Source organism: Sulfurihydrogenibium yellowstonense SS-5 (genome assembly GCF_000173615.1).
Taxonomy (GTDB): Bacteria; Aquificota; Aquificia; order Aquificales; family Hydrogenothermaceae; genus Sulfurihydrogenibium; species Sulfurihydrogenibium yellowstonense.
In genome coordinates this window covers 1-4,752 of the sequence record NZ_ABZS01000136.1, presented here as the reverse complement: position 1 = coordinate 4,752, position 4,752 = coordinate 1, and the positions used below count along the sequence as shown (strand labels likewise).

Annotated in this window: 5 protein-coding genes; 1 reads left to right on the top strand and 4 read right to left on the bottom strand. The window is 32.0% G+C overall.

What is annotated here, in order from left to right; genetic code table 11:
• A partial coding sequence (locus SULYE_RS06090) for an aminoacyl--tRNA ligase-related protein (RefSeq protein ID WP_007547579.1) occupies window positions 1-487 on the bottom strand: 487 nt, incomplete at its 3' end.
• A gap of 379 nt (window positions 488-866) precedes the next feature.
• Here SULYE_RS06090 and SULYE_RS06085 point away from each other — a divergent pair.
• The gene (locus tag SULYE_RS06085) at window positions 867-1,556 is read left to right on the top strand and encodes a ChaN family lipoprotein (RefSeq protein WP_043989170.1); all 690 of its coding nucleotides are present in this window, start codon (window positions 867-869) and stop codon (window positions 1,554-1,556) included.
• Between the two features lie 36 nt (window positions 1,557-1,592).
• Here SULYE_RS06085 and SULYE_RS06080 read toward each other — a convergent pair whose 3' ends face one another.
• The 3 genes from SULYE_RS06080 to SULYE_RS08405 form a co-directional block, all read right to left on the bottom strand.
• A complete protein-coding gene (locus SULYE_RS06080; RefSeq protein ID WP_007547577.1) occupies window positions 1,593-2,507 on the bottom strand; it encodes a tetratricopeptide repeat protein in 915 nt (304 codons plus the stop codon).
• An 82-nt stretch (window positions 2,508-2,589) separates the two neighbouring features.
• The gene (locus SULYE_RS06075) at window positions 2,590-4,527 is read right to left on the bottom strand and encodes a tetratricopeptide repeat protein (RefSeq protein ID WP_007547576.1); all 1,938 of its coding nucleotides are present in this window, start codon (window positions 4,525-4,527) and stop codon (window positions 2,590-2,592) included.
• Window positions 4,528-4,555: 28 nt separating this feature from the next.
• Window positions 4,556-4,752: hypothetical protein (locus tag SULYE_RS08405; protein WP_007547575.1), on the bottom strand; the 197-nt coding region annotated here is incomplete at its 5' end.

Below are 4,752 nucleotides of genomic sequence, written 5' to 3'. Positions count from 1 at the left end.
AAGAGTATCCATCTTTCATGATAAACTCTCTTCCTCTTATCAAGCCATATCTTGGCCTTGCTTCATCTCTAAACTTTGTCTGTATTTGATAAAAATTTAGCGGCAAATCTTTGTAAGACCTAACATTTTTTCTTACTAAATCTGTTATTGTTTCTTCATGAGTTGGACCAAGGGCAAACTCTGCATCTTTTCTGTCTTTCAATCTAAAAAGCTCTTTTCCGTATACGTACCATCTTCCTGTTTCTTTCCAAAGTTCAGCAGGTGTAAGAATTGGCAATAATACCTCTAAGGCCCCTGAATCATCCATATGTTTTCTGATTATATTCTCTATTTTTCTTAAAACTCTTAATCCAAGTGGTAAGTATTCATATATTCCGGCTGATAAACTTCTTATAAAACCGCCTCTAACAAGATATATATGACTTGGAACAACTGCGTCGGATGGATTTTCTTTTAAAGTTGGCATAAAGAACTTGCTTGCTAACATTTCTTCCTCCGTAAGGATTTGATGTAAATAGAAATTATACCATTATCTAAGATTTGGTTTGAAAAAATCTTTTATGAAATTTTTAATATAAGCTATAATACTTAACACCTTGAGTGAGAAATTAGCTGTTTTTATAAAATTTGGAAAAGAGATCCTTCGGCCTTACGGCCTCAGGATGACGGAGAAAGGTTGATTGATAAGCATTAGAGAAAAAGACAGCCTTATATGTCATTCTGCAGCCGACGAAGAATCTCATATTTTTCTTTTCAAGTCAAAAATCAAAAATGAGATCCTTCTGACCTCGTCCTCAGTATGACACGGAAAGGTAAACTTACAAAGATTTTGGAACACCCCCTTACTGTGCTATAATTTCAGGACTATGAAATTAAACTTATCTCCTTTAGCAGTTTTTATGATAGGCTTTATTTTAGTATTTTCAACGTTTAAAAGCTATAACATCATCATTGTTGGAGAAAATCACACAGATGAGCTTGACCATAAAAAGCAGCTTGAAGTAATTAAAGATTATTATAAATATGATAAGAAAATAATCATTGCAATGGAGATGTTCCAGCAACCTTTTCAGGAGTATTTGGATAAGTATATTCAAGGTGAGGTAGATTTAAACCAACTTATAGAAAAAACAGAGTATAATAAAAGATGGGGCTTTGATATCAATCTATACAAAGATATTTTAGAGTTTGCGAGAGAAAACAAGATAAAAGTCGTTGCTTTAAACATTCCGTCTGAGCTACTGTCTGAAATTAGGAAGAAAGGATTAGAAAATATAGATTCTGCATATTTGCCAAAGCCAATTCCAAAGCACACACCGGAGGAGATAAAGTTTATTGATGAAGCAATAAAAGAGCATAAAAACATAAAAAATAAGCAGGCTTTTTATGATATCCAGCTTGCCTGGGACTACGGCATGGCATACAAAATATACGATACGTATAAAAAATATCCTGATTATAAAATCATTGTTTTAATTGGCAAAGGTCATGCAAACACTGTAAAAAGATTTTTGAATATTTTAGATAGCAGTTTAAAAATTTTTGTGTATGATTAAGAAAATTCCCCCGCCAGCTGGCAGGGAGTGAGATGGTTATTTTGATTTATCTAATTTTTTTATATCTTCTAAAATCTTCTCTGCTAATACTTCCACCCCTAAAGATTTATAAAGATCATAAGCACTAGTATAATACTCTTTCGCTGTTTTTATATCCCCTTTATCTTTATAAAGTTTTCCAAAAAACAAATAGCCTACCCCTTCCCAAAATTTATCTTCTGCTTTTTTAACACCTTCAAGACCTTCAGAAAGATATTTTTTCGCTTTTTTATAGTCCTTCATTTTTGTGTAAGTATCTCCAAGGTTTAACTTTTGTATAGAAGCACCACGATAATCACCATATTTCTCAGCTATTTCAATAGCTTTTTGATAGTAATTAATAGCTTTTTTATAATCACCTTTTTCTGCATATATAGAAGCAATATCGCCATAAATATCAACTTTCTCTTTTTCATTATTTAGTAAACTTAAAGACTCTTCATAATAACTTAAGGCTTTATCTAATTCTCCTTTATTTTTATAACTCATACCAATGTAGTTTAGTATTTGAAACTGCATATCTTTATTACCTAAATCTTTTGCTAAACTTATACTCTTTCTGAAATACGGAATTGCATCATCTAAGTAGCCCATTTTTTCTAAAGTTAGTCCAATTTGATTATAAATATACATCAGAACCTCTTTATTATCTGTTAAACTTGCAGCTTTTTTCAGAGCCTCATAAGCAAGTTTAAGTTCACCAACATTATAATAAGCTAATCCTAAGCAGCCATGCGCTGAAGCATTCTCGGGATATTTTTCAACAGCTATTTTACCAAATCGCACAGCTCTTTCATAATCCTCAGAATTGTTATAGTTCCAGCATGCATCAATCTCTGGCTGAGCATAAGCTATGTTTTCAAACGCTAAAAAACCGAGCGATAAAACAAAAATGCTTAAAGCTTTTTTCATAGTTTTAATACCTCCTGATTAATTATTTTTGTTCTTTTAGATTAATAAAATCCCCGCCAACGGCAGGGATTGTTTAGGAAGCTTATTTTCCGCTATTTGCAGGAGCTGTTTCTTCAAAGTATCCTCTTAGAACTACATATCCAACAAGCCAGTTGCCGTATCTTGGGAATATTAGAGTTTTCTTATCAAATCCCCATGTTTTACCTATTGTCTCTAACAACATGCTTCCAGAATATAAATTTTCTACAGTGAATACATCTTTAACTTTATCTATTTGCTTTTTAGCTTTTTCTCTTAACTCTGGCTTTAACTTAGAAAGGTCTGGATTTAATACTTTATCCGGATTCTGGCGTAAGCTTTGAGTAAAGGTTTTTATATCTGCAAGAGTTAATTTAACATACGCATCCTCTATTTGACTTGGCTTTTGTAAAGTTGTTATAGCCCATATGATACCACCAACTAAGAAAACATTTTTTCTGTTAACATAAGCAGGATTTTTTTGAGATTCACTTTTTAGCATAGGTACAACTTCATTATTAAGAATGTTTGTAAGTTCGTTTTGAAAGTCGTTACCTTTATTTGCTTTTTCTGTAAGGCTAACAGTACCGTAAGGAATTTCAAAGTTTTTAACATTTGTAGAATTTCCTACTTTTTCAAGATAGCCAATTTTTGTATTTCCACTGCCTATGTCTACAAGTATGGAGTTATAGAAATATTTTGGTGGTACAGAGCCAGCAATTGCAAAAAGCACTTCATCTTTTACAGTTAAAAACTCTAAGTTATAACCTGTAAGCTCTTTAACTCTGTTAGCCAACTCATCTTTGTTTTCAACAGAAGCTATAGCACTACTTGCAACTATAAAAATATTCTCTGCCGGAACACCTTTCTCTTTTAATTTATCAACAAATGTTTTAACCGCTTGAGCTGTTTCTTCTATACCTTCCTTAGAAAATTTTCCAGATTCTTTAACGCCGGATATAATAGTCGTATTTATACTTTCCCTTAAAATTTCATTTAAATCATAAAAATCATCACCTTTAAGAGCAATCTTATAAGCCTGAGCTTTTACTCCTTTAGAGCCGATCTCAACACCACCGTAAACAGTTATTCTCTTTCTCTCAAGCGCTTGAATGTCTGCTAAAACACCTTGAGCATCTCCTTCTGCCCCAATAGATTTAAAGATATTATATGCACGAGTATAGTATTCTCTTGCTGATTTTTTGTCTCCTTTATCTCTATAAAGCCAAGCAAGATACACATAACCCGTTGCTTCCCAATATTTATCACCTACCCTTTTAACACCTTCAAGACCTTCAGATAAGTATTTTTCTGCGTTTTCATAATCTTTCATCTTTCTATAGGTATTTCCAAGGTTTAACTTAAAAATAGAAGCTTTGTGATAATCTCCATATTTCTCATCTATTTCAATAGCTTTTTGATAGTATTTAACAGCCCTTTGATAATCATCTTTTTTGGAATATATAATAGCAATATTGTTATAAGTAGTTGCTTTGTATTTTTCATTCGTTTGTAAACTTAGGGATTCTTCATAATAACTTAAAGCTTTATCTAATTCTCCTTTATCATCGTATATCCCAGCAATGTTGTTTAGTAAAGTAGCCTGCATAGCTGTATCACCTAAATCCTTTGCTAAGCTTAAACTTCTACTGTAATATAAAAGTGCATCATCTAAGTAGCCCATCTTGGATAAAATATCTCCAATTTTATTGTAAATATACATTAAATCTTCTTTTTTATTTGTTAAACTCTCTGCTTTTTTCATATTTTCATAAGCAGATTTGAGCTCTCCAATATTAAGATAAGCTTTTCCCAAACAAAAATATGCATCTGAGTTATATGGATCTTTTTTAACTGCTAATTTACCGGCTTCTATAGCTCTTTTATAATCTCCAGCTTTGTTAAAGTTCCAGCATGCATCAATTGGTGTTTCTGCGTAAGCCAAGTTTTTAAAAGCTAAAAGGCTAAGTAGTAAAAAGAGAATGCTTAAAGTTTTTTTCATGGTTTTTCATACCTCCTGTTGTTTTTTTTTATAATCCTTTTGATGGTTTGCTTAATGTTTTGTTTAAATAATAATTATCGCTGTTAAGTGCTTGGCTTTCTAATGGTTTGTGAGTATAAGTTAAGTACATGCTCCGGCTTACCCATGGTGCAATTAGTTTAATTTCAATATCTCCATTTCTCCAAACGGCAACACCATCAGCTAAATAAGGTTTTACATAACGAG

Excerpts from the sequence above, each read along its gene's own strand:
- SULYE_RS06085 (WP_043989170.1), top strand. The coding sequence starts at position 867 with ATGAAATTAAACTTATCTCCTTTAGCAGTTTTTATGATAGGCTTTATT.
- SULYE_RS06080 (WP_007547577.1), bottom strand. The coding sequence starts at position 2,507 with ATGAAAAAAGCTTTAAGCATTTTTGTTTTATCGCTCGGTTTTTTAGCG.
- SULYE_RS06075 (WP_007547576.1), bottom strand. The coding sequence starts at position 4,527 with ATGAAAAAAACTTTAAGCATTCTCTTTTTACTACTTAGCCTTTTAGCT.